Source organism: Mastigocoleus testarum BC008, from assembly GCF_001456025.1.
In the GTDB taxonomy this organism is placed as follows: Bacteria; Cyanobacteriota; Cyanobacteriia; order Cyanobacteriales; family Nostocaceae; genus Mastigocoleus; species Mastigocoleus testarum.
Genome location: NZ_LMTZ01000129.1, coordinates 1 through 24737, shown reverse-complemented (window position 1 = coordinate 24737; position 24737 = coordinate 1). Strand labels below are relative to the sequence as shown.

Annotated in this window: 17 protein-coding genes; 8 read left to right on the top strand and 9 right to left on the bottom strand. The window is 37.6% G+C overall.

Annotation, left to right across the window (positions count from 1 at the left end; all coding sequences use genetic code 11):
- Positions 1-947: 947 nt before the first annotated feature.
- Positions 948-2882, top strand: a complete 1935-nt coding sequence (ftsH, locus tag BC008_RS33500) for an ATP-dependent zinc metalloprotease FtsH (RefSeq protein WP_027845049.1) — start codon at positions 948-950, stop codon at positions 2880-2882.
- A 239-nt stretch (positions 2883-3121) separates the two neighbouring features.
- Here the strand turns inward: ftsH and BC008_RS52270 are convergent, their stop codons facing one another.
- The gene (locus BC008_RS52270; RefSeq protein WP_153009687.1) at positions 3122-3784 is read right to left on the bottom strand and encodes a pentapeptide repeat-containing protein; all 663 of its coding nucleotides are present in this window, start codon (positions 3782-3784) and stop codon (positions 3122-3124) included.
- 597 nt (positions 3785-4381) lie between these two features.
- On the opposite strand from BC008_RS52270, the gene BC008_RS33490 reads away from it, so the two are divergent.
- Complete coding sequence (locus BC008_RS33490) at positions 4382-5722, top strand: FAD-dependent oxidoreductase (protein WP_027845048.1); 1341 nt, start codon at positions 4382-4384, stop codon at positions 5720-5722.
- Between the two features lie 66 nt (positions 5723-5788).
- On the opposite strand, the gene BC008_RS33485 is transcribed toward BC008_RS33490, so the two are convergent.
- Both BC008_RS33485 and BC008_RS33480 read right to left on the bottom strand, forming a co-directional pair.
- Complete coding sequence (locus BC008_RS33485) at positions 5789-7573, bottom strand: WD40 repeat domain-containing protein (RefSeq protein ID WP_027844023.1); 1785 nt, start codon at positions 7571-7573, stop codon at positions 5789-5791.
- 192 nt (positions 7574-7765) lie between these two features.
- On the bottom strand, positions 7766-8407 hold the full coding sequence (locus BC008_RS33480; protein ID WP_058184133.1) for a DUF6434 domain-containing protein: 642 nt from the start codon (positions 8405-8407) through the stop codon (positions 7766-7768).
- A 106-nt stretch (positions 8408-8513) separates the two neighbouring features.
- Here BC008_RS33480 and BC008_RS33475 point away from each other — a divergent pair, with 106 nt between their 5' ends.
- On the top strand, positions 8514-9575 hold the full coding sequence (locus tag BC008_RS33475; protein ID WP_153009686.1) for a hypothetical protein: 1062 nt from the start codon (positions 8514-8516) through the stop codon (positions 9573-9575).
- A 7-nt stretch (positions 9576-9582) separates the two neighbouring features.
- On the opposite strand, the gene BC008_RS33470 is transcribed toward BC008_RS33475, so the two are convergent.
- Entirely contained in the window at positions 9583-10644 is a 1062-nt protein-coding gene (locus tag BC008_RS33470; RefSeq protein ID WP_027844025.1) for a hypothetical protein, read from the bottom strand.
- Positions 10645-10778: 134 nt separating this feature from the next.
- Between BC008_RS33470 and BC008_RS49880 the strand changes: the two genes are divergently transcribed.
- The 3 genes from BC008_RS49880 to BC008_RS33460 all read left to right on the top strand — a co-directional run bounded on the left by BC008_RS49880 (position 10779) and on the right by BC008_RS33460 (position 11472).
- Positions 10779-10949, top strand: coding sequence for a hypothetical protein (locus tag BC008_RS49880; protein WP_161938179.1), 171 nt, complete (start codon positions 10779-10781; stop codon positions 10947-10949).
- Between the two features lie 90 nt (positions 10950-11039).
- A complete protein-coding gene (locus BC008_RS33465) occupies positions 11040-11243 on the top strand; it encodes a hypothetical protein (protein ID WP_153009685.1) in 204 nt (67 codons plus the stop codon).
- A gap of 10 nt (positions 11244-11253) precedes the next feature.
- Positions 11254-11472 (top strand): ester cyclase, encoded by a 219-nt coding sequence (locus BC008_RS33460; RefSeq protein WP_058184131.1) that lies wholly within the window; start codon positions 11254-11256, stop codon positions 11470-11472.
- Here BC008_RS33460 and BC008_RS33455 read toward each other — a convergent pair.
- From BC008_RS33455 to BC008_RS33445, 3 genes are all read right to left on the bottom strand, one after another.
- On the bottom strand, positions 11469-14186 hold the full coding sequence (locus BC008_RS33455) for a cation-transporting P-type ATPase (protein ID WP_027844026.1): 2718 nt from the start codon (positions 14184-14186) through the stop codon (positions 11469-11471). The genes BC008_RS33460 and BC008_RS33455 overlap by 4 nt on opposite strands.
- Positions 14187-14540: 354 nt before the next feature.
- A complete protein-coding gene (locus BC008_RS33450; protein ID WP_027844027.1) occupies positions 14541-15347 on the bottom strand; it encodes an SDR family NAD(P)-dependent oxidoreductase in 807 nt (268 codons plus the stop codon).
- Positions 15348-16100: 753 nt separating this feature from the next.
- Positions 16101-19445: a PAS domain S-box protein gene (locus BC008_RS33445; RefSeq protein ID WP_058184130.1), complete on the bottom strand. Its 3345-nt coding sequence runs from the start codon at positions 19443-19445 to the stop codon at positions 16101-16103.
- 756 nt (positions 19446-20201) lie between these two features.
- Between BC008_RS33445 and BC008_RS33440 the strand changes: the two genes are divergently transcribed.
- A complete protein-coding gene (locus BC008_RS33440; RefSeq protein ID WP_058184129.1) occupies positions 20202-20426 on the top strand; it encodes a hypothetical protein in 225 nt (74 codons plus the stop codon).
- A 574-nt stretch (positions 20427-21000) separates the two neighbouring features.
- Here BC008_RS33440 and BC008_RS33435 read toward each other — a convergent pair.
- Entirely contained in the window at positions 21001-22272 is a 1272-nt protein-coding gene (locus BC008_RS33435) for a glycosyltransferase (RefSeq protein ID WP_027844028.1), read from the bottom strand.
- A 234-nt stretch (positions 22273-22506) separates the two neighbouring features.
- Here BC008_RS33435 and BC008_RS33430 point away from each other — a divergent pair, with 234 nt between their 5' ends.
- Positions 22507-23082 carry a Uma2 family endonuclease gene (locus BC008_RS33430; RefSeq protein ID WP_027844029.1) on the top strand — a complete coding sequence of 192 codons (576 nt, stop codon included), beginning with the start codon at positions 22507-22509 and terminating at the stop codon, positions 23080-23082.
- 61 nt (positions 23083-23143) lie between these two features.
- On the opposite strand, the gene BC008_RS33425 is transcribed toward BC008_RS33430, so the two are convergent.
- Complete coding sequence (locus BC008_RS33425) at positions 23144-24628, bottom strand: phospholipase D-like domain-containing protein (protein WP_235595958.1); 1485 nt, start codon at positions 24626-24628, stop codon at positions 23144-23146.
- Positions 24629-24737 lie beyond the last annotated feature (109 nt).

Genomic DNA, 24737 nt, shown 5'->3' with positions numbered 1-24737 from the left:
CTTGGGAGTAAGATAGATATTCGAGCGAGTTTAGCTAATTTCAGCAATTTAAACTCAGCAATTTGAGCATAGATCGAAAAAGAATATATTTCAAAGTATGATTTATTACTCACAAACAATACTGTTTTACTCTATATTCAATGGTAATTAAACATATTCCAGAGAATGTACATAACATATAAGTTTGGTTTATGTAGTACTAGTTATTAGTAATTTTTTCATGTAACTGCATTCGCCAGAGCAAGGTAAACGCTAATACTATTGTGGGTAATAAAACAATAATTAAGACTGTAGTTGTTGTTGCTGGAATGGAGAAATTCGGCAAGATATCTTTAATCAACAGCGAAATAACTAGCGATAGCAAAAAAACTTTTATAATCAATTTCATCTTATTCTTGATTGAAAGTACGGCAATTTTCCTAATTAGGGTGTGGTAGATACTACTGTTGTTAGTCGCATTAAATTTCTACAATATTCTCAGGCGAAAGGATTAAATAACAACCTAACTGTTCCCACACCACCATGATTTACTTACAAATTTCTACCCTAATATTCCTGGGATTATTCTCGATCCTAAACTTGATCGCTTTTAAAACAGAAGGTGGAATGATGGAAACTATTGTTAACAAGCTAGTATTTTCTTCTTGCAGTAGCATTAATTTTACTTTTACTGATAGTTTTCGGTAACACGATCTATATTCCTCTTTATAAGTTCAAGTTTTCAATTGCTATAGTAGCTAACTTTACTAATTTATTAGTGAAAAAATTTTGAGGTTAATTGCAGTTAAACACTTTTGACTAACTATACCCGAGAAGGCTTATAGCTGCGCTACCTATAGCTAGAGCCGAGCCTCTAGCTGCGCTACCTATGGAGCCGCTACCTACGGAACAAATGCGCCAATGACTTTTGATTTTTGACTTCATTTAACCGGGAGAGTCTATAGAAAATGCCTGTTGATAAAAACAAAAAACAAATGAAACCGCCGAAAATGCGTCAGTTTGGCGGTAGTTTTTTGATTCTTTTGACCATCTTGTTACTGCTGAACTTTATTGTTCCCAGTTTCTTCGCTCAAAGAATTCCCCAAGTTCCCTACAGTGACTTTATATCTCAAGTACAAGAGGGGGAAGTTGCTAAAGCAGTTGTCGGAAATGAAAGAATCGAATATTCTCTCAAGTCAGATATTCCCGAAAGTGACGAAACCCAACAAGTATTTGTAACTACTCCCGTTGCAATAGATTTAGACTTACCCAAAATCCTCCGGGAAGGTAACGTTGAATTCGCTGCACCACCACCAAGTCAAAATGGTTGGATTGGTACTTTATTGAGTTGGGTTGTACCACCATTAATTTTCTTCGGAATTTGGGCATTTTTGTTCAACCGTCAAGGTGGTGGTCCTGCTGCATTAACTGTTGGAAAAAGCAAAGCCCGGATTTATTCTGAAGGTAGTACCGGCGTTAAATTTCCTGATGTAGCTGGAGTTGATGAAGCAAAAGCCGAACTGGAAGAGATTGTTGATTTCCTCAAAAATGCTCAGAAGTATACTCGTCTAGGAGCAAAAATTCCCAAAGGTGTCTTATTGGTTGGACCTCCGGGAACTGGTAAAACACTTTTAGCAAAAGCGATCGCGGGTGAAGCTGCTGTTCCTTTCTTCAGTATTTCTGGTTCTGAATTTATCGAACTCTTTGTAGGTGTAGGTGCTGCGCGGGTACGCGACCTGTTTGAACAAGCTAAACAGCAATCTCCCTGTATTGTTTTTATTGATGAATTAGACGCTCTTGGTAAATCTCGTGGTGGTCCCGGAGGTTTTGCTGGTGGTAATGACGAACGGGAACAAACCTTAAACCAGTTATTGACAGAAATGGATGGTTTCGATGCTAACACCGGTGTAATTATCATCGCTGCTACCAACCGTCCGGAAGTATTAGATCAAGCATTACGCCGTCCCGGTCGTTTTGACCGCCAAATAGTTGTGGACCGTCCCGATAAATCCGGTCGCGAAGCAATTTTGAAGGTTCATGCTCGGGAAGTAAAACTAGCTGATGATGTGGATTTGGCTACCGTTGCTGTGCGTACCCCTGGTTTTGCAGGTGCAGATTTAGCCAACTTAGTGAATGAAGCCGCATTACTTGCAGCCCGTCAAAATCGAGATGCTGTAATCACAGCAGATTTCAATGAAGCGATCGAACGGGTTGTAGCCGGTTTAGAAAAGCGATCACGAGTACTTAATGAAACTGAGAAGAAGACTGTAGCTTATCACGAAGTAGGTCATGCTATTATCGGTGCTTTAATGCCCGGAGCAGGAAGAGTTGAGAAAATATCTGTGGTTCCCCGCGGTGTTGGAGCATTGGGTTATACCATTCAAATGCCAGAAGAAGATCGCTTCTTGATGTTGGAAGACGAAATTCGCGGTCGGATTGCAACATTATTAGGTGGACGTTCGGCTGAAGAAATTGTATTTGGTAAAGTTTCTACTGGTGCTTCTGACGATATCCAAAAAGTAACTGAGTTAGCAGAACGTTACGTTACTCTGTATGGAATGAGTAATCACCTCGGTCCCATAGCTTTTGAAAAACTTCAACAGCAATTTATTGAAGGTTATGGTAATCCCCGGCGTTCTATTAGCCCCAAAGTTGCAGAAGAAATTGATCGCGAGGTGAAGCAAATAGTAGATAATGCTCATCACATTGCTTTGAGTATTTTGCAAATTAACCGCGACTTATTAGAAGAAACTGCTCAAGAATTACTTGAAAAAGAAATACTTGAAGGTTCTTACCTACGGGAAAAACTCGAACGAGTTCAATCACCAAATGAATTAGAAGAGTGGTTAGCGAGTGGTCATTTATCTGATGAGATCTCCCGACTACCAGGTGTTTTAGTTTAAATCTCGCTGAATTATTGCTGAATCATTAAAGACTTATAGAACAATAATGTAGAGACGTAGCACTGCTACGTCTCTAAAATTTTGGTTGGTAAATATTTGGTTGGTAAATATGTGGTTCAGAAACACAAAACCCTTAATGTACAAACGGTAAATCAAAATAGATTATTTTTGAATGATTTTTTTGAATTCTGCTTTCTCAACTCTTACTCGAATCTTGGATTCTTGTTGTTCTATTTATACTAACTGATTTGTCGAATCTTCTGTTCAGAATCTTCAAAGACAATACCCTGCATTTCCAATTGCAATTGAGTATCCTCGGATAACTCTTTATTGTGACCAAAAATTGCATTTTTGATATTTGCATCTTTAAAATCAGTTCTTTTTAGCTTTGCACCAAGTAAACAAGTATTTTCAAGATTTGTATAATTCAGAAAAGCATCATTAAGATTAGTATTTCTTAAATTAGTACCGCAGAGATTAGCACCACGCAAGTCTGTGAGACGAAGGCTTGCACCACTCAAATCTGCATAACTGAGGTTCGCGCCACGCAGATCCGCACCACTCAGGATTGTATCTCGCAAATCTGCACCACTTAAATCTGCGCCACTCAACTTTGTGCTATTCAGGTTAGCACGATTTAGATTCACACCCAGCAACTCGGCATTAATCAAATTAGCATCACTTAAATTAGCATTACTTAAATTAGCATGGCTGAGATGAGCACCCTTCAAATTAGCTCTACTTAAATCAGTACGACTTAAATTATTACTATTAAGATCCGCTCCACTTAACTTACTTCCAGGAAAATCTCTATCTCCTACTGCATAACGCTGTAAAAGTTCGTCACTACTAGACGTCTTCAATACAGTAGGTAGTTTTTCGTTACTATCCACTGAATTCATTGGTAAAATACTTTTTGCTAAACTCACTTATAAGCAAGTTTAGCTACTAATAATTTCGATCTGAAATACATATGGACACTTATTTTGATTGTCCAGGAAATAATTTCCAACTTTCAACTGTTCGCACATTATGAAACGTAAAGATTAGGAAAGTAGTGGATATTACGTAAGCTATATAAATTCGGGTTTTGAACTCATTCCCGCAGATAGATAACTCTAGTTCACTTAATTATCTTACAGAACGAAATTAGAATATTTTTTATAAGCATTTTCATTATCTAGTAGACAGTTGTATTAGTGTCACAATTATTTCGTTTCAAATAATTATCCTAGACAGATTACTAGCTTTTTTATACACAAGCAAGTAAGTAGTAGATTGTGAGTTTTAATTCTAATGTATTTTTATGTTTCCCTTAAAATTATTGCTTAACATCCATTTAAGCTATGAACTGTCCCGAAATAATTGTGCATCTAGCAGCAAGCACCCAATTAGTCGTATTTTTTAATACAAGTAACTAGATTCTAAAAATATCTTAATTTTTAATACTTTTCATGGAATGACAGATGTATTTTAAGTAGTATTTGACTGAAGTAAAAATGGTTAAGAATATTGTCATCATTGGTGCAGGACCAGCAGGACTTTTACTAGCTCACTATCTATCGAATCGCTCAAATAATTATCAAATTTATATTTATGAAAAAAGAAGCGATTCTAGAGCAAATAATTATTCTAAAAGAGCCTTTGTTGTTGGTTTAACTCGACGGGGTCAACAAGCTTTAAAAGCAATTGATGGATTATGGTCAAGTGTTAAACAACAAGGAATACAGATACGCAAATCAGCAATTTATTCTCAAAAAAAGCAAGGATGGCAATCTTTTTTACGAAATAAAGAACCGGATAATTTTAGTCTTCTCATCAATCGTAATGACCTTTGTATTGCTCTACTCAATGAATTAGAAAAACGAAATAATAATCAAATAAAAATTATCTTTGATAGTCCTTGCATTGATATAAATTTAAAGGAGCATACAGTTAATTTACGAGTTAACGACAATAGTCTAATTACTCAATCCTACGACCTTCTAGTTGGAAGTGACGGAGTAAATTCTGTTGTTAGAGAAGCATTTATGAAGAGACCTGGGTTTGATTTCCAGCAAAAGTATTTTGATACTGCATGGAAAACAATTCATATTCCCAGACCAAAAAATATAGCGGTAGATACCAGTTACCTTTTTAGAAAAATATATCGTGAGGATCGATCAAGATTTAAACAATATAGTCTTTCCGGTGCTGCTATTCCAGAGATTAATGATCGCTTGTGCGTTTTAATGTTTTGGACTCAAGAACCAACACAATTAATAGGGAATCCACCAAAAGTTCAAACATACAGCGATCTTCAAAAGATGATTAATGAAGAATGGCTACCAGGAATCGAAATTAGCGACGAACAAGCACAGGAATTTTGTAACCAACGTCCTTCTACTGTAGTTGAAACTAAATGTAATCGTTATCATGACCTTCCTGGACAAGCAGTTTTAATTGGTGATGCTGCTCATGGAATGTCATCTTACCTCGGTCAAGGATGTCAAGCTGCTTTCAATGATGTTATTGCATTAGATAAACTCTTACAAGAAGAAGCTGATAATTTAAATGTCGTACTACCAAAATATTCACAACAGCAAGTAAAAGAAGGACACGCGATTACTGACTTAAATACCCAACTTTTACCTAAAGCGAAATGGCTCATATTTTTATTTAACACTGCTATGGGAATCACAAGCAAAATGAATAAGCGATTTCCAAAGCTATTCAGTCCACCATTGTTTTTTTTACTGTCACAAACCACCGTACCTTATTCAGAAGTTGCCCAGCGATTTAATTTCTGGATGCGTCTAATTAAATGGTCTAATGACAGGGTCATGACTAAAGTTAAATAAAATAGATCGCAAATTAAATTCCCATAAGCACATTACCCATTACCCATTACCAATTACCAATCCCCCTCAATTCCGTTGCCAAATTTTAATCGTCTGATCCAAACTTCCACTAATTAATTTGTCACCAGAAGGAGTAAACAATAATGCTGACACAGCGCTACTATGACCGCTAAAAGTTGCTAATAATTGACCGGTTTCTAAATGCCAAATTTTAATAGTGTTATCTGCGCTTCCACTAGCAATTATTTTTCCATCTGCACTTAAAGCAATAGCGTCCACCCCATCTTGATGTCCTTTAAGAGTATGTAATAATTCCGCAGTTTCTAAATTCCAAATTTTAATTGTTCGATCCCGACTACCACTAATGAGATATTTACCATCAGCACTTATGGTGAGGGAAGTAACAATATGAGAATGAGCAGTAAAAGAATATAAAAGTGGGATATCTAAATTTTCTTTCCCCTCACAATTGATCCGCCAAACTTTAATTTTACGGTAGCTACCAGTTACTAAAACTTTTCCATTTCCTTCAGGAGATATTGTACTAGCAGGACTTATAGCTAAAGCGTGTGCAGCATTATCATCTAAAGAAAGAGTCGCAACAACTAATCTATCTACCAAATCCCAAAATAAGATTTTTCGATCGTCACCACCGGTAACTAACATTTTTGTATCCGGGGTAAAAGCTACACAACGTACTATTCCATTATGTTTATGTAAAATATCGATGAGATCCCGTGCACCCACATGCCAAATTTTAATGGTTGAGTCTGCACCCCCACTCACCAACAGTTGTCCGTCGTGATTAAAAGCAAGGGTTTTAACTTCATCAACTAATCCAGAAACAGTCCAAGGATATTCAGATAATGTGGAGATTAATTCTCCCTTAGTAAAATCCCATAATTTTACTTCTCCGCGACTTCCACTAGCCAAAATGGGTAAATTTCCATTATTTTTACGTTGTGGAATATAAACTAAACAATTAATCCCTCTGGTATGACCTCTTAAAGTTTGCCAGCACTCCCAATCGCCAATAATATTTTTGCAATCATGACCTGACGGTAAAGCTTGAATATTTTCTAGAGTTACCACATCATTCGTTTGTGCTGGTGGTATATCTTTTGGTTTTTTGAGCGATTCTAAATACCAGTGTAAACCACCAACATATAGTAAATTACTTGGAGCTATTAAAAGCTTGGGATCCCCTAATTCAATGAGATTTGTCGGTAAAAATCCGGCGATTACAACTTTTTTGTTGTAGGAAACTTTACTTACTAAGGGATTAAATAGACAGAGGAAAATCAGTAACTGACTATTTTTGACATCTTCTTGAGTAACAGACCAACGAATTTTGTCTTTTTTGATGCCATTAAAACTAGTTCCATCTGTAACGTAAACTTGAACACCATAAGAAGAATTTCCATTTAAAAAGTAAGGAAATTTACTTTCTGTTAGCAAGTTACCTTCATCGTCCAACACCATATTTTTTAAAGTATCTTGGGACACCTTTTTAATTAATTTTCCTAGGCGTTGGCTTATCACTTGCTCAACAATTTGTTCTCGCACAAGATAATCTTGGGCTTGTTGCTGGAAATATTCTTCAAAAGGTATCGCCCAATCTGGAGACTCTGGATAATCGGGCGGTATGGGTGGTGGATTTCTGGCAATAATTTCTGCTTGTTGGCGAGCAACCTCACACAATTCTGCTAGAGATTCGCTTCCTAACTCCATTACTTCAGCATGACAACCTTTTACTTGGGAGTCCAGCAAATAAAGATTATTAATTTTGGGTTTTTTAATCCGTCGAAGAAAATCAACTTGTTGCGCTTTGAGTAAACTAATCCAATCCATGTGCGTTCAGTAATGGCACAGTTGTATACCTAGGTTAAGATATACCTATAAGTTTTCTCAAGTCTTAATTGAATATCTCATCGCTCACAACAGCTAATAAATCACCATTTTCATCAGGAATCATAATTTATTAAAAGCTTTGGAGTATTAAAAGCTTTGGAACTATTAAAAGGTTTGGGAGCAGGAACTAACTTATTCTTCGAGCAAGAGATCGGAGGTTTCATAAACCACCTTACCCTGATTTGGTAAAGCTTTTTTGAGTTTCCAACAACGCATCATATCGGCGTGGGTTTTATCGGGATTGTCAGCAAAGAAATTCCGCGTATACTGTGCAAGCATGTTTTGCGGGGCAATTTTCCGTTTGAAGTTAGGATCTTTCTTACGAGCTTCAAGTTCCCACCAGGCTTCTACTGCATCAGCGAGGGTTTTACCAACGTTAGCTTTAACCCAATCCATAAAATCACTGTGACAAACAAATTTGCTGCCAATTTGTTCGGTCATGAAGCCACGAAAGTTCTTTCCAAAAGTTAAATTATCGGTAATTACAGTTTCTAGAGTGAGTGGAGCTTTCGCCCAATTAAATTGTGAGGCTTTAGTTTTACCAGGGGTAGATTTGGATTTTGATTTTGATTTTGATTTTGATTTGGATTTAATAACTTGACCCGTTTCTAAGTACTCAGCAATCCGGTCTGCGACCTCAAACTTATTACCCCTTGAACTGATACTTTTACTTTTGCAGTAGTTCACTAGTTCTTCTTTAAGCCAATACCAGCGACGAAACTCTTTTGCTGAAATTATGTCGCCGAGGTTAGGGCGTGTTTCTTTCGCGGACATCTCTAAACTTTTTACTCTTTGAACAAAATTATCGGAACTTAGCCTTCGCAATTGAAATCAATGTAATTAACTCCAAATAACTGGCTCATATTTTTGGGAAGCAAGAGTGATGCGTCAAGTGGGTTTATTCTTATCAAGATTTTTGCTCGGTCTATGGATTGTATTCATAAGTGCATTTTTATCGCTACTACTGTCTAATGCACCAAGCGTACCCGATTATACTCCATTTGCTGGGGTATCTATAAATGTTGGAGAGAACTCTAAAATTCATTTACCTAATCGGATATTTGAATGTACACAAGCAGATCGAGAATTTAAGTGTCAAACAAAAATTCAGGATCGTTTACTAGATATAAGCTTTATTCAAGGAAACATAAATAAATACGATCTGACTAATTGTCGTGCTTCCTATGATGGACAAATAATTGGTTGTCAGGAGAGAGGATCGAATCATGCTCCACTACTTTCCAAAATCTACGAAATTACAAATTTAGGACTGAGTTCTCAGCAGTTGCAAGCATTAAAGCAAAAATACTGGGGGATGAATTTCCTCGTAGAATTAGGTGAAAATCGCTTACTGAGTCTCGGTAACATCCTATTTGTTGTAGGGGGAGGTATCGTAGGGTTTTTCTCCTGGTTTCATCCAAGTCCAGTAAATAAAATCTTTGCAAGCTTTGTTTGTGGATTTGGTGTGTATCACTTAGTTTGGCATTTCTTTGCTAGGATACCCTATGAGATTGTTATACCCTATGGATTTGCAGCCGATACTTGGGGTTGGTTTATAGATGGAACTGCGATCGCAGCAGGTTTAGCAATAATGTTTAACACTACCCTGCTGCTTTGGGGAATATTTAATCGTTTAACTCAAATACCGATGGGTATTGCTAGCGGTGTGGGAATTTTCAATATTTGCTGGTTATCTATTAATGGAATTTTGACTTACGCTTTAGATCGAATTGGAGTTGTCTCAACACAAAGTTTGGGACTGACATTATTTGCTATAGCAATTATGGCGACTATTTTTGCAATTGCTACCGCAATTTTACTTTGGTCCCGTACAGATGAATCGATAAAAAGCTTCCTTGTTATTAGTAATGGCTTTGGTGTAACAGGGCTGGGTACATATGGTTTAGTACTCCTTCTTTTATATTTGGGGTATGTGGATTAAATTAGCCTCAAGCAAAAATTCTAAAGTTATTTTTAACCTCTAACTCAATAGCATTTCTTGCGATCGTTTCTTCCCAACACCCGTATTCAGATGGTGGATTATACTTATTAATTACGACATTATAATGACCTTCAATTCCTGTCATTACTGACATTACACTAGTCGCTGCAGCTTTTACTCCATCATCTGTAACCCTAGAACCCAAATAAAAATCGTTACCCGGCCATGATACATGATCCCAAGCTACGACACTAAATAATTCACAAGTACTAAAATCATCTCCTGCTTCTTCATAGTCTTTTGGATGACACAGTTGAGATTTACCTTCATTTCCTTGAGTTAAAGGTCTGACAAGAAGATTTATACCTGCAATCTCAAGTCTTTCGTTGCTACATTCTCGATATGGGTCGTAATATACCGCTTTAATATTTGACAGTTTAGTACCATGCTTTTCTAAAAACTTTGTCAATGCAACTTTAAGGTGAGTACCTAACTGTCCTCTAAATTTTCCTGCAAACTGACCGCAACCAAGACCTGGAATCGTAATCAAGCCCATTTTACTTTGAGTTTTCATTACATCATTGGCATACATAAATGCAGGAAGCAATCTTCTCTCGTAAAGCTGATAATAAGATTCTGGATTGATTTCTTGATTTTTTGTTACTTCTTTCCAATCAGCAGGAGTATTACTTCTACCATTTCGTAATAATGCACCGGGGACGAATAAAAGAGTTGCTTGAAAAGGATTTTGATGTACTTTTGGATCGGTGTGTCTGCCATTGTCATATACTGTCACCGGCGTAGCAATACTGATATCCCCTAATATAGAAAGTTCTTCTTGATTCCAGTCCGAACCATCACCACTAACAGCACTTTCGGCAAATATTTGTGGTTTTTTAGTTCTAAGTATTAGCTCAATAAATTCTTCAGGGACAACTTGGGAAATATTTCTGTCAGTTAACTGCTTAGCAAGATAAGAACCTGGAGTTTTTCCAGCCTTCAATTCTTCCAAATAGTTTCTTGCTTTCTCATATGTTCTTTCATGAAGCGAAATTTTATAGCTTTTCATCTAGAACCTCAATCAGGTGCTTTAATATACATGAATGAGGTTAGTTTACAAACAGCTTTCAAGCAAGCAATATCTCATTTTTATGTTTAAAGGGAACGCTGTTAGCAAAAAGCCGCAATGCGATCGCATTTGTATTGGATCAAATTGCTCCCCAAGAAATAGCTAAACCAGAAGCTTTAGCCTCGGTTTTACTAGCTAGCTTTGATGGATTAGCTTTACAACAATTAGCCGATCCTAGTTTTGATTTAGAGGAACCATATGTGGTGCTTAAACAAATGTTTCAGTCGCAATTAGACAAAAATTAAACTCCTTATTTTTTTAAGTCTTTTTGGTTGGTTGTTCAATTAATTTGGTTGGTCATTCAATTAATGACTAAAAATGGAGAATTCAATCAAATGAGTATTCATATTACGCGAGCAGAAGAACTTCCTTACAAATTTGCAGAAGCCCTGAATACAGGTCAGATTGATAAATTTGATAACTTTATTGTAGCTGACTACATCAACCACAACCCTTATGTTCCAGACGGTTTAGAAGCAGTAAAAAATTTCTTTAAAGGTTTGGATAATATCTTTCCCAGATACCAAAGTAAATGTTGAAGATGTTTTTGTGGATGGTCAAACTGCGATCGCTCGATTCACTTATCACGCTCATCAACAAGAAGAATTTATGGGGATTCCAGCCACCGGTAATTTAATTAGTATGCGCAGTATCGATATTTGGCGCGTTAAGGACGGGAAATTTATTGAACACTGGGATGAATTGAATTTATTGGAAGTTATGCAGCAACTTGGAGCGATCCCAGCTGCTACTCTTGCTCAAGATTAGTCGATGTAGTTTGCAAATATTGCAGTGGGTATCATTGGCAACATTGGTAGCAAACAAATAACCCATTGATTCCAAGTCAGAGGTGCTGTCTCAAATAGTATGTTCATCACATTCCACTGACTGAACACAATTTGTAGAGCAACAGCACCAACAATACCCACAATTAGGATGGGTGCATTTGTAATCAATGCCGATCTACCCCGGATATAGTTGAACAAACTAATCCCTAATTGGCTGATACTGAGAAGATAGACGATTCGAGCAGCTACAAGGGACTGAATTGCCATTGTGCGAGCAACTGCAACATCACCAGTAGCAAACTTCGCCCACTCAAAGATACCAAAAATCAGAATCCAATTAAATAGGGAAACTGTCAAAATTCGACGTAATAATTTCTTTGTAATTAAGGGCTCTTTGGGATTGCGTGGAGACTTCTGCATCAAACCGTTCGACTTCGGCTCAAAGGCCAGGGGAACAGTCATGGTGAGGGAATTAATCATGTTTAACCACAGTACTTGTAGGGACAAAATTGGTAAATCCCTCGCTAGCAATGCACTGATCAAAATAGTCATGGATTCACCACCATTGACAGGTAAGAGAAAAGCGATCGCTTTACGTAAGTTTTGGTAAACTGTACGTCCTTCTTCCACTGCAGCTTCAATAGAGGCAAAGTTATCATCTGTTAGAAGCATATCAGCAGCTTCTCGAGCCACTTCGGTTCCACCTTTCCCCATTGCAATCCCAATATCAGCTTGCTTTAAGGCTGGTGCATCATTTACCCCATCTCCCGTCATGGCGACGATTTCCCCTTTTGACTGGAGAGCTTCGACTAATCTTAGTTTTTGAGCCGGTGCAACCCTAGCAAATACATCTCCATCTTCAATAGTTCGAGCAAGTTGACGATCATCCATTTTCGCTAGTTGCTGTCCCTCAAACCCCAGAACTTGCTCTGTCTTCTGAATACCCATACGTTGAGCGATCGCCCGAGCTGTTGAGATGTGGTCTCCGGTAATCATCTTGATTTGAATTCCGGCTGTCTGACAAGCATGCACCGCTGCGATCGCTTCTGGACGGGGTGGGTCAATCATACCTTGCAACCCGAGAAAAACTAACCCAGTTTCGATATTGTCATGATCTATCGAATGTTGATGGGGAGCAACAATTTTTTTGGCAAAAGCTAGTACTCGCAGAGCCTCTGCTGTCATTGCTTCAACGGCTTGCTCGATTTGTGCTTGCTCGAGGGGAACGATCTGACCCTGTCGATCTATCATCTGAGAGCATCGTCTTAACAATGCTTCAACAGAACCCTTGACGTAGATAGTTCGAAAATCAGCGTCATGCAATGTCGCCATATACTGATACTCGGATTCAAAAGGAATTGAATCTAATCGAGGTTTTGAAGCTGTTAGTGCAGACTGGGTTAGATCGGCTTTAGCTGCAGCTGTAATTAATGCACCTTCCGTGGGATCGCCCACAACCGACCAATGTTCTCCTGTATGCTTTAATTGTGAATCATTACAAAGTACTCCAGCTATCAGGGATTCTTTCAAGGCTTGCGACAAAAAACCATCTTCAAAAACACTTTCTAGGTCATTATTATCAGGTTGAACAATCTCACCTTTAGGACTGTAACCACTACCACTGACCTGATAATTTTGTCCCCCAGCGTAAATAGCCTGTACCGTCATTTGATTTTCTGTTAGCGTTCCGGTTTTGTCAGAACAAATAACAGTGGTACTCCCCAAAGCTTCAACGGCTGGAAGTTTGCGAATAATGGTATGACGGCGCGCCATGCGGTTAACACCAATCGCCAAAGTGATAGTTACAACTGCTGGTAAACCTTCAGGAATTGCACTAACAGCTAAAGCGACAGCAGCTTCAAACATGTAGATCCAGGATTCTCCCTGTCCCAGACCGATGGCAAATGTCAGGGTTGCCAGAGTCAGAATAGCGTAGAGTAAGATACGGCTAAATTTAGCAAACTTACGAGTCAGTGGAGTACTCAGATTAACCCTCTGCTCCATCGACTTAGAAATCTGTCCGACTTCCGTAGCATCTGCTGTAGCTATAACAATCCCTGTTCCCTGTCCAAAAGTGACAAAACTTCCGGCGTAGGTCATATTAACTCGTTCTGCAAGGGGAGTATCCTTTGGTAAGGGTTGAATAGATTTATCTACTGGTACTGATTCTCCCGTAAGAGCTGACTCATCAACCTGTAAACTACGAGTATTCAGTAATCTCAAGTCTGCTGGAACTTTATCCCCCGATGTCAAAAGTACGATATCTCCCGGTACTAAATCCCGTGATGGTATCTGCAGAGTTTGACCCTCTCGTAAAACCGTACTTTCTGTGGTCACTGCTTTTGCAAGGGAAGCGATCGCTCCTTCAGCCTTGGCTTCTTGAACATAGCCAATAACTGCATTGATAACCGTCACTCCCCAGATAACAGCTGCATTAGTCCAAGATCCTAAAAATGCTTTCACAGCCCCTGCAATCAACAGGATGTAGAGAAGCGGTTGATGAAACTGTAATAAAAATCTTAGCCAAGCAGGTTTTCCAGGTTTGATAGGTAATTCATTCCATCCATATGTTTCGTAACGACTAGCAACTTCCTCTGCTGTTAAACCACCTTTTAAGTTGCTATTAAATTCTTTAATTGCCTCACGACCAGAAAGTTCGTGACAAGAGCGAGATTGCAATTGAACTGATATCATAACTTCCCGTGCAGATGCTTTTCTGATACCCTATCAGTTGATGCTAGCAAAGACAGAATATCTTGTTCATCGAATCTGCACATCGGTATCATTGGAATGTACGGATAGCAAGCAAATACCCTACTATGTGAAAAACAAAACTAGGTTGTAATACAGCAGTCGTATTTGATGGGGGATTGCTATAGTTTTTCTACGATTATAGTGAACAATACACTCCTCACAAAAAAATATTTGACACTGATTGTAGTGCCAAAGTATTACAAATGTAAATAATTCAATCTAACTAACTTAACAGTAACAATGTGACCTTTTTCCCGGTCAAGCCATGAGGTCAAGTTTTATTTTTTTGGAGCATCAAGCAAGACTACCAAGGCGATTGCTAATCCAGTCGAACAACAGAGGAAAATTTTGTTTGAAAAAATGGATGTTCTTTCCCACGCGATCAGGAAATACGTGGAGTCGTTCGTGAGCAATAGCTTCAATGGTATGAGCCATCACTTCTTCTGGTTCGACAATCAATCGGTCGGGAATTTTTGTAGAACTTTCTGCTAAAGTACCGTATTTTGCCGAGTTCAACATTGGAGTACGGCTGTAAAAAGGATAAACAGCTGTAACTTTTACGTTGTGAGGTTTCATTTCATGAAATAATCCTTCACTAAAACCCCGCAAGCCAAATTTACTCGAAGAATAGTGAGCAATTCCCGGACGAGGAATCCAACCAGCCATAGAAGAGATGTTAACAATATGTCCTTGTTGTCGAGCAATCATATCGGCGACAAATAAAGAACTTAAACGTATTGGAGCGATTAAATTGACTTGCATCAATTGCTCCCATTTCTCTACAGGAACTTCATCTACACGACCAAATAGACCCATCCCTGCATTATTAATCAAAACATCTAAGGGAATATTTAAAGCTTTAACTTTTTGATAGAGAGTCTCACAGTCTGTGCGATTAGCTAAGTTAGCCCCAAAGGATTGAATAACTTCTCCTGTGGTTATTTCAGCCTGTATTTTGTTTACTTGCTCTTTAAGTATCTCTAGGTTAATGTCTGTAAGAATAAGACGACTTCCCTTACCTAGTAACTGTTTAGTTAATTCGCGACCAAACCCCCCTGCCGCTCCTGTAACTAAAATAACAGCGTCATTTAATTTGGTCATATTTAGATATCTTTATTACTCTATTTTGGTTAGTTTGAGTAAGCAGTCAAACAAAACTAATTGGATATTTTTTACCAAGTTGTCGGAAATTTACCCTAGGAATTACTTTATATAGATGTGGCAAAAGTCTCCTAGCATTTGTTCGAACCTATTTTAAATCTTCGTTCCAATCTTTCAGTAGGAAACTTGTTAATATCTGGGATTGAAATAAGCATCATCTAGAAGGTTATTCCTTGAGAACCTTAAAGAATGTATCTTGATGCATCATTGAAATGCCCCACTGTACGCCGTACACACCAATCGGCGTATCTATGGAGCAACCCTGGAATGGCTGAAAGTATTTTTATTTGTTTTAATTCCCATTCACAATAGTTCAATAATATCAATAATTAAAAATTTACTTCATCATTCCATAGGTTATGTTCTAATCCTCCCCTCGTTCACTTCTAACAAAACCGACTGACTGATGTATAGCGGTCGTATTGGAATCTAAATTACTCCTATTGGCATAAACATCTTTTTTAATAAAAGACTAAGAAGGTTTTTATAAGTAAAAAATAAAATTATTCTAATATCTGTTAGATTTATTACCAAATTTCACATACTAAATGATATCTGTGGGCTACAACAAATTTTGAATTGTTCAAACAATTAAATCCTGATTTTGCCGTAACCCACACTACTTTAGAAGTTGTTTATAAACATACTCTAAGACTACGAATCGGAGATTTTAAATTTAAATTTTAAGCTATATCAAAATATTTGCAATAGTTCCTCAACTACTACATCAATGAATGTATTTGCATCAATTGGCTTAGATATATGTCTTTGAAAACCAGCTCCAATTGCTTTCTCCTGAGATTCTTCACCTGCGTATGCAGTTACAGCCACTGATGGAATTAACTTACCTTTTTCTGAAGAGCGAATTTTTCCGATAAATTCGTAACCATTCATATCGGACATTTCGATATCGCTGATTAATAAATCTGGCGTGGATTTAGTAATATTTTCGAGCGCTTGCGACGCCGATGTTGCAGTTGTAACTGTTGCACCTTCTTGTTGTAATAAAAAAGCGATTAAGTCACAAGAATCTGGTTCGTCATCAACTACTAAGACATTTATACCGTTTAAGCCTGATCGTGGTTGACTGACTTGCTGTAAATTTGTAGTTTCATTTTTTGCTGCCATATATGGTATGCGTACTGTAAAAGTTGCACCTTGCTCTTCCCCAAGGCTCTGTGCGGTTACACTTCCTTCGTGGAGTTTAACAATTTGATGCACAATCGCCAGTCCCAAACCCAAGCCACCAAACTTACGGGTTGTGCTGCTGTCTTCCTGACGGAAATGCTCGAAGATATAAGGCAGAAACTCTTTTTTAATTCCTTTTCCAGTATCTTTTACCTGAATTTGGGCATAGTTTCCAGTTTGAGTTAATTCGACCCAAATCTGTCCGTTGACAGGAGTAAATTTGACTGCATTGGATAAAAGATTCCATATTACTTGCTGCAATCGCCCTCCATCGCCGTTAACCATTACTGCTGATGATGGTTTTATTATGTGAATGTGAATTGATTTGGCTTGTGCGGCTAAACGAACTGTTTCTAAAGCACCTTGAATCACATCTCCTAGATTTACAGATACTTTATCTAAGTTGAGCTTGCGCTGCAAAATTCGGGATATATCGAGTAAATCGTCAATTAATTGCGCCTGTAGCTTGGCGTTACGTTCAATTATTTCCAAAGCTTTTTGGGTTTTCTTATGATCAATTTTACCTTTTTGTAATATTTTTGCCCAACCGAGAATTGGATTTAGGGGAGTACGCATTTCGTGGGAAAGTATTGCAAGAAATTCGTCCTTGAGGCGGTTTGCTTGTTCTGCTTCTTCGCGAGCGGCTCGTTCCAGTTCGAGAATACGTACGCGCTCTTGTTGCATAGCCATCCGTTCTCGAATATCGTGGCTGATGGTGGCGATGGCGCGGGGTTCATCGGTATGTGGATCTTTGATGAGAAAAAGGGTGTAATCAACGGGAATTGCTTCCCCAGTTTGAAAGTGGCGAAAACGAAACTCGCCCTTCCAGTAACCTTCGCGCATCACAGTTGGATATATAACTTCCTGGACATAAGCTTTATCTTCTGGTAGAAAATAATCAATAATTTCGGTTTTGGTAACGGCTTCAAGATTTTCTAGCCCGATTAAACGGCAACCTGCAGGGTTGACAAATACTGCTTGGGATTCCAGTGTCGCCAATCCAATAAAATCTATACTATTGTCGATTAGAGCAGCAAGTTGCTGAAGTTTTGCTTCGGATTGCTTACGCTTGTTAATATCGGTGACACTACCAATTAACCTAATCGGATTACCATTGCTATCTCGGTAAACGCTACCACGAGCCCAAATCCAAGTAATTTTTCCGTCTGCACGAATAATTCTGCATTCAAAGTCCCAATCCACATAACTCGACAGGGTTTGTTTGAAAGATTTATCTACAGATTCGCGATCGTCGGGATGGACGTGCTCGAGGAAAATTTCATAACTCCATTCCGGTAAAAGCGATTCGTATCCAAAAATTTGGTCGTGTTTGAGCGAGCGATTAGCGGTATAGGGTTGGGTTGTTAAATCTAAATCCCATTCACCAATCTGAGAACATTCAAGCATAAACTGTAATCGAGCTTCTTGTTCTCTTAAGGCTTCAGTTACTTGCTTGCGTTCGGTAATATCAGCACATATAACTGCAATTCCTTCAGGTGTAGGATGAATTTGATTTTCAAACCAGCGATTCCAAGCCGGATAATAAAAATCGAACTGGGTCGACTTTCTTTCCAGCATAACTTGATATAGCTTTTGTTCTAATTCGGTATCCACTAAATCGGGAAATACCTCCCAAAGGCTTTTACCCAAAACATCTTCACGCCTCATACCAATGATTTCAAGTTGACGATCGTTAATATATAGATAACGCCAGTCATAATCAAAAATCACAAAGCCATCACGAATACTTGATAAAATACCAAGCATTCTAGTTTCTGCTGCTTCGACTTCCATTCGCGCAGTTTCGCGGATTTGCTCTAACCGGCGTTCGGTTTCCCAAGCATTAGAACTACTAATAGCAGTCGCGATTTGTCCGCCAACTAAATCAAAGAAGCCCTTATAATCATCGTTAAATGGTCGTTTTGAACTAATACCTACAATTAAAAATCCCTTTATATCAGCTTGTCCCGATGGGATCAACGGTAGAACAAAAGCAGATTCGGGGCTATTCGCCCAAGCATCACCGGGTAAGTTTCCAAATTTTGATTTTAATTCCCCTATAAATTGACCTTCATTGGTCGCCATAACCGCAGGGAGTTGCCATAAATTACAAATTTTCGAGTCTGAATTTATCTCAATTTCTAATGGACTGGCTGATGTTTCTGCATTTATTCCACAAGTACCTGCTAATTTTGCTGTAGCTTGCTTATCATCGAGGAGATATAGGAGGGCAAAGGGTATATCATGAGGATTATTTGCTAAAGTTCGAAGTGAAATTTGACAAGCTTCTTCAACTGTCTTGATCCCAATGTTTTCAGTTGCAAGTTCTCGAAGCGTTTGCAGTTGTCTTTCTCCAATAACTCGCTCGGTTGTCTCACTACAAACAACCAAAATGCCATTTATCTCACCATTGTCGTCTCTGACTGGACTGTAACTGTAGGTCCAGTAAACTTCTTCTAAATAACCGTTACGAATAATGGGTACTAAATGGTCTTCATTCCAAGTAGATTTGCCCCACTTCATCACTGCATCAATTTGGGGTTCAATAATATGCCAAATCTCGTCCCAAAATTCTCTTCCCCGGTGTCCCAAAGCTTGGGGGTGCTTATTTGCTCCCAAACTTGGACGATAAGCATCATTGTAAAACTGAATTAACTCCTCTCCCCAAAATAAAAACATGGGGTGACCAGAGGTAAGCAATATACTCAAAATTGTCTTCAGGCTTTGCGACCAGTTTTCTACCGCACCAAGGCTTGTTTGCGACCAATCAAAGGAACGCATCAATACCGCCATTTCACTATCACCGATAAAAATCTCTTCTTCAACCCTCAAATTTTGCTCAATTTTCACAATTCAAACTCCGTTTGCGGGGGATAAATTAACAAGGTATATCTCGCTTTTTATTCCTCTTCTGTCACTGTACTCATAGAAAAAGCGTTTCAATACAAGAGTTTCAGTAAAAAAATAATAGTATTTAGAATGCTATGAATAAAGGCAAAAATTCTGTCATATTTATAGCTTGAAGTATCAGCATTGACTTTTATTTCTAAACAATCACGTAAGAGGGTTATTTACCGTATAAGTTATTTTTGACATAAGAATTTTATAAAGATATATAGTAATTTTTCTTACTTAATTTAAAATTTAGCTAAAGATGCTTAACGCAACATAGTATCACTCAAAAAAAAACGTTGCATTTTACACTTTTTGTTTTTAAGTCGTAACTGCGTTGATGATTGAAAATACTCAAATGTCACTATCTGTAAACTGTTTATGAGAGTAATATCAGTAACTTTGACAGTGCATAAGTAATATGTAGAGTTTTAATACTTGAAAGATCGTACAGTGAAATTGCGCAACAAAACTTCTCTGGGAATATGGCTCTATCAAAAGGTAGATTTGTGACTTATATCTTATGAAAGAGTTGTTGTGCATTTAACCGAAGTTACTTTAGTTTTTAAGGATGCTTATAAGCACAAGTGTCTGATTTTCACAACATCTAACTCTAGGTTTTATTCAAAGTTTAAGTTAGAGATATGTCTTTCTTCACATAACCAAATAGAAAGATAAAGTATGTGATTAATTGTTGTACTTATTTAGAGAAATATGAATACTTTATCAGCATACGAAAAATTTCATAACCGGGCAGAATTAGCAGTACAAAAGATTGTAGAAAGAATTATTCGATCTGGGAAAATAAGTCGTAAAGATCATAAAGCTTTAACTTATACGGTATTAATTGACGGGAAAGTTAGTGATTCAGATAGACGTCACATTAATCGTATATTCGATTACATTCAAACAGGTCGTTTACAGCTAGTAGATTGGTAAAATATAGCTTTGGCCTAGAGACTTGCAAAGGTGTTGATGCGTTTATCAATGAGATGATGAGCAGAAGTAAAAAATGACATTAGTCATCTAAGCATAATCCTAAGTATCCCTGCATAGATAAACCCTTCAGTAGTCTAAATGGAAACTTAAGATACAATTCAAGCGCTGATAATCCATCAACGAAGCAAAGATTTGTTACAGGATCTAAACTCAAATAAATTACTGACAAGCAGATGCTAAAAGCAAGCAATAAACTAAAAATCAGGACTTACACACGGATAAAGTAAATACATTTATTGCGACGATAGGTTAGCAAAGTCTTTCCACAAAGAAATAGCAATTCCAAACTATTCTATTTAGGACTGGTGACGAGCGCGTAATATCATGTCCGGTAAAATACTTGTGATAAGGTTCGTAGTAGCACTTTAGCGCCAGTATTTTTCTATAAGACTATAAGCACTACTACAAACATATTTTTTCATAAGTAATTAAGCGGACATGATATAAGTCCTACCAAAAAGCAATTGCTAAGGCGTATACCGTAGGCTTATCAATCAAGTGATCTTAAATAAAATTATATAAAGCTTTCTATAATAGCGATAGCATTTGCGATACCGTCTTCTTTACGAATCTTTTCACCTAAAGTTTCCGTATTTTGTCGAATAATTTGATTTGTTATTACTTCTCGAATTGCTTTAGCTAATTTAGTAGCAGTTAATTTGTTTTGTGGAATAGGTTTACTTCCGACACCCAGAGTATAAACCCTTTCCCCCCAATAAGGTTGATCGACAAGAAAAGGACATACTATTGTCGGACAACCTGCACGTAATCCGGCTGCTGTTGTTCCAGCACCACCATGATGAACGACAGCAGACATCTGAGGGAAGAGCCAGGAATGGGGAATTTTATCGATCTTGAAAATGGTTTTCGGTAGAATTCTAGCGTCTACACCACCCCAGCCAGTAGCAATTATGCCACGTACTCCTGCTTTCTCCAGGGCATTAATGACAATATTTGCCATTTTTTTTGGATTACGTCCTGCCATACTACCAAATCCAACATAAACCGGCTGTTCGCCTGCTTCCAGAAAATCAACCAATTCGGCTGGAGGTCGCCAATCATCCTTTCGATCTAAAAACCAATATCCGGTGATATAAGCTGTATTTGACCAATCTTTGGGACGTGGTGAAATCAGTCCGCTATAACCATGCAAAACTGGAATTGGTTTTCCATTTACCGTTTCGATTGGACTTGTCGATTTAGGAAATTTGCTAATTCCGAGTACATCCTGACGAAATTCATTTACTATGTCGTCGTAATTATGGTAGCCCCAGTGCAAAACCTTATAGGAAAGTTTGTTGTACCAGCCTCCAAGCTTCAAATTTGGGAACCCAATAGCCACAGAATCAGAAGTTGGAACGATCGCAGGTGCGAGAACAGCCATTATTGCTGGAATACCAAGTTTTTCCGCAATGTGGGAACCTGCTAGTACCTTGGGATGGAAAATGATAATATCGGGTTTTGCTGCTTGGGCTGAATTCCAAGCATCCCTAAGCATTTGTTTATTGATGACTTTGGCTACTTTAAGCAATTTCAACATCGCTCCGATTAAACCAAAAAAAGTTCCTCCGCTTTCCATCATTTCTCGACCAGCTTCTGAGTCAACCAGTTTGATGAAATCATTATTCATATATCCATAATTCAAACCATGGTCGGTGATGAATGATTCAAAGCTAGAGCAGGTGCAGACAGTTACTAAATGTCCCGCTTCTCTTAATCCTTGACCCAACGCTACATAAGGTTGGACATCGCCACGGGAACCAGCTGTGAGAATAAAAATATTCATAATTTTTCCTTACTGTTCGACATTACTGAAGTAAGCTTGTCATCACAGTTCACAACTACGCTAACGCAATTTACTACCCTGATGTTGAATACTTAGGTGCTCAAAATTTTACTAAAAACTAAAAAATATCAGTAATAGTCAAAAAGTAAGAATACTAATACTTTCAGTTCCCCGTTTGTTAATCATCAGCAAGCTTCTTCTAAAATTAAAATAAACTTGCACTTCCCCATCATCATGACAATAACTACCGCTAAACGCTTTACCATAACTGAATACAATCATTTAACAGAACTCGGATTTTTCGGTGAGGATGACCGAGTTGAGTTAATTCGCGGAGAATTGATCTACATGATTGCTAAAGGTACAGCCCATTCAACATTTAATAGAAGATTAATTAGAGAATTATCAAATTTACTAAGTAAACGTGCAACTTTGCAAAGTCAAGACCCTGTAGTTATATCAACAGATAGCGAACCCGAACCAGATATAACTATTCTTAAAAATCGAGATGATGATTATCTTAGCTCTCATCCTTGCCCTGAAGACATATTACTTTTGATTGAAATTGCTGACTCTTCTTTAAAGTATGACCAAGAAGTGAAGTTACTGCTTTATGCTGAAGCAGGTATTCTCGATTATTGGATATTTAATTTAAATGATAATTGCTTGGAACATTACAGAGAACCATTACAAAATTCTCAAGGTAAATTTGGTTATCGTAAAAAGATAATTTTCTTACCCAATGAAACTGTTAATTTACCTTGTTTTCCAGATCTAATTTTGGATTTATCTAAGGTTTTTCCTGGTTGATATACATTACATTATTGATGAAATTAATTAATTTTTAACCTACAGGTTACATCGGTACTAATTACTTAAAACGCTTGCTGTAGCTATCAAATAACTCATTAATCTTCTGTGAGTCATATACAATAGTCCCCCGTTCATCCCGAAAAGTGCGTTCGCGATCGCCTCTGAAGGAAAGCCAGTTAAAACTTGTAGTGACGGCAAACTTTTGATCGGAAATGAGAATTTTTGCGTGAGTATCTCCCCAACGGTTAAGCTTAAAATTTGCTTTATATTGATTTCCTAATTCTTGTATTTTTTTCTCAGCTTGAATATCAGAAGAATATTTATTATCATATTCTCCCAAACCATAACCTATGTAAACTTTTACACTTTTTTTGAGTAGATTTTCAAAATCTATCAAAAATTTTTCATTAACTGAACTTGCTCTAATCCAAGGGGAGATAATCATTAAACGTTCCTGTGTATTGCTAAGAGCATCTTCCAAAAGTGGACGGTGCTCGTACATCTCTAACCAACGCATAGGAACTGTACTCAAAAGAGAATCTAATTGTTCTTTAAGTTGTTCAATTTCTTCCTGTGCGGATTGAAATTGTTGCTCAAGTTTAATTTTTTCTTCTTTATCCTTAGTCAGTTCAAGACTATTTTGAGTTATCTGTATTTGTGCTTCAATCTTTGCTTGAGCGCAGTATACCTCCTCTTTGATGGTTTCAATTGTTTCTAATGGAGCTGAGGCGACAAAGTCATATCCCAATATTTCTTCGGCGAGTTTTTTAGGAGAGCTTAGCTTCAGAGTCTCAACAATACGAAGTTTATTAATACCATTGGAGCGAGCAAAAGCAGTTTCATGTTCGTTAGAGGGAACACCATCAATTAGAAATGCTACTTGAACATCATCACTATCTTTTGCTTTATAAATTAATGCTTGTGCAGGCTGGAAAAGCCTTTCTCTACGTTCAATCGCTTTTAATGCTAGTAAGTCTCTCTGTTCTTTTGATTTCCTTTTGCTCGCACTTTCTATTTGGCGGTTCAATGCATACACTTGTTTAAGTTTAATATCAGCTAATTCTGGTGGCTTTTTCGGAAATGCTTCAATTTCTATCATTCTTTGAGTACGCAATTCTTGTGGCTTCAAAAACGATGAATCAGAGCGTCCATACCGACATGGATAACGCAATAAACCATCAAAATGAATATCAAATGTTCGTTCCTCTGGAATAATAATTTTAGCTTCACTAAGAGTATTCTTACCTTTTTTAGTCAGTTTCCACACTTGCATTCGAGAAGCATTAGGTGCAACAAGATCAATATTTTCATTCATTCTTAAATTGACCATTGCATCGTTTAATATTACCTTTTCTAGACCAAGATAATCAACAATATCTTCTTCAGAGGAAAGACCTGCATCAATTACTTTTAAAACGTATTCTTCTATTGGAGGAATTGGTTTACACCTTTGTGTTAGAGCTTGAATTGTTATTTTATAAACAGGTAATCCTACGCGTTTGCAGCTTACTAAATCAAAACCAGGTCTATTGTAGCGAAGCATTTGATCTGCTGTTATAGGATTTAAGTGATATATGTACATAGGGCTTGCTGAAAAAGTAAGATACAGATTGATTCGTTATTCGAGGAAAAACAAAAAATAAGTTTTGAAC

Excerpts from the sequence above, each read along its gene's own strand:
- ftsH (WP_027845049.1), top strand. The coding sequence starts at position 948 with ATGCCTGTTGATAAAAACAAAAAACAAATGAAACCGCCGAAAATGCGT.
- BC008_RS52270 (WP_153009687.1), bottom strand. The coding sequence starts at position 3,784 with ATGAATTCAGTGGATAGTAACGAAAAACTACCTACTGTATTGAAGACG.
- BC008_RS33490 (WP_027845048.1), top strand. The coding sequence starts at position 4,382 with ATGGTTAAGAATATTGTCATCATTGGTGCAGGACCAGCAGGACTTTTA.
- BC008_RS33485 (WP_027844023.1), bottom strand. The coding sequence starts at position 7,573 with ATGGATTGGATTAGTTTACTCAAAGCGCAACAAGTTGATTTTCTTCGA.
- BC008_RS33480 (WP_058184133.1), bottom strand. The coding sequence starts at position 8,407 with ATGTCCGCGAAAGAAACACGCCCTAACCTCGGCGACATAATTTCAGCA.
- BC008_RS33470 (WP_027844025.1), bottom strand. The coding sequence starts at position 10,644 with ATGAAAAGCTATAAAATTTCGCTTCATGAAAGAACATATGAGAAAGCA.
- BC008_RS33465 (WP_153009685.1), top strand. The coding sequence starts at position 11,040 with ATGAGTATTCATATTACGCGAGCAGAAGAACTTCCTTACAAATTTGCA.
- BC008_RS33455 (WP_027844026.1), bottom strand. The coding sequence starts at position 14,186 with ATGATATCAGTTCAATTGCAATCTCGCTCTTGTCACGAACTTTCTGGT.
- BC008_RS33450 (WP_027844027.1), bottom strand. The coding sequence starts at position 15,347 with ATGACCAAATTAAATGACGCTGTTATTTTAGTTACAGGAGCGGCAGGG.
- BC008_RS33440 (WP_058184129.1), top strand. The coding sequence starts at position 20,202 with ATGAATACTTTATCAGCATACGAAAAATTTCATAACCGGGCAGAATTA.
- BC008_RS33435 (WP_027844028.1), bottom strand. The coding sequence starts at position 22,272 with ATGAATATTTTTATTCTCACAGCTGGTTCCCGTGGCGATGTCCAACCT.
- BC008_RS33430 (WP_027844029.1), top strand. The coding sequence starts at position 22,507 with ATGACAATAACTACCGCTAAACGCTTTACCATAACTGAATACAATCAT.
- BC008_RS33425 (WP_235595958.1), bottom strand. The coding sequence starts at position 24,628 with ATGCTTCGCTACAATAGACCTGGTTTTGATTTAGTAAGCTGCAAACGC.